This window comes from Vibrio hepatarius (assembly GCF_001274785.1).
In the GTDB taxonomy this organism is placed as follows: domain Bacteria; phylum Pseudomonadota; class Gammaproteobacteria; order Enterobacterales; family Vibrionaceae; genus Vibrio; species Vibrio hepatarius.
In genome coordinates, this window is the sequence record NZ_LHPI01000026.1 from 1 (window position 1) to 1,198 (window position 1,198).

At 55.1% G+C, this 1,198-nt stretch carries 1 protein-coding gene; it reads left to right on the forward strand.

Annotation, left to right across the window (positions count from 1 at the left end):
• Positions 1 to 350 precede the first annotated feature (350 nt).
• Entirely contained in the window at positions 351 to 1,166 is an 816-nt protein-coding gene (sul2, locus tag AKJ31_RS20345; protein ID WP_001043260.1) for a sulfonamide-resistant dihydropteroate synthase Sul2, read from the forward strand.
• Positions 1,167 to 1,198: the final 32 nt, after the last annotated feature.

Genomic DNA, 1,198 nt, shown 5'->3' on the forward strand with positions numbered 1-1,198 from the left:
GGAAAATCCCTAGAACCCCATCTCCAAACATATCAAGCGTGTCTGTATCCCACTCTATTGTAAACAAGACATTTTTATCTTTTATATTCAATGGCTTATTTTCCTGCTAATTGGTAATACCATGAAAAATACCATGCTCAGAAAAGGCTTAACAATATTTTGAAAAATTGCCTACTGAGCGCTGCCGCACAGCTCCATAGGCCGCTTTCCTGGCTTTGCTTCCAGATGTATGCTATTCTGCTCCTGCAGCTAATGGATCACCGCAAACAGGTTACTCGCCTGGGGATTCCCTTTCGACCCGAGCATCCGTATGAGACTCATGCTCGATTATTATTATTATAGAAGCCCCCATGAATAAATCGCTCATCATTTTCGGCATCGTCAACATAACCTCGGACAGTTTCTCCGATGGAGGCCGGTATCTGGCGCCAGACGCAGCCATTGCGCAGGCGCGTAAGCTGATGGCCGAGGGGGCAGATGTGATCGACCTCGGTCCGGCATCCAGCAATCCCGACGCCGCGCCTGTTTCGTCCGACACAGAAATCGCGCGTATCGCGCCGGTGCTGGACGCGCTCAAGGCAGATGGCATTCCCGTCTCGCTCGACAGTTATCAACCCGCGACGCAAGCCTATGCCTTGTCGCGTGGTGTGGCCTATCTCAATGATATTCGCGGTTTTCCAGACGCTGCGTTCTATCCGCAATTGGCGAAATCATCTGCCAAACTCGTCGTTATGCATTCGGTGCAAGACGGGCAGGCAGATCGGCGCGAGGCACCCGCTGGCGACATCATGGATCACATTGCGGCGTTCTTTGACGCGCGCATCGCGGCGCTGACGGGTGCCGGTATCAAACGCAACCGCCTTGTCCTTGATCCCGGCATGGGGTTTTTTCTGGGGGCTGCTCCCGAAACCTCGCTCTCGGTGCTGGCGCGGTTCGATGAATTGCGGCTGCGCTTCGATTTGCCGGTGCTTCTGTCTGTTTCGCGCAAATCCTTTCTGCGCGCGCTCACAGGCCGTGGTCCGGGGGATGTCGGGGCCGCGACACTCGCTGCAGAGCTTGCCGCCGCCGCAGGTGGAGCTGACTTCATCCGCACACACGAGCCGCGCCCCTTGCGCGACGGGCTGGCGGTATTGGCGGCGCTGAAAGAAACCGCAAGAATTCGTTAACTGCACATTCGGGATATTTCTCTATATTCGCG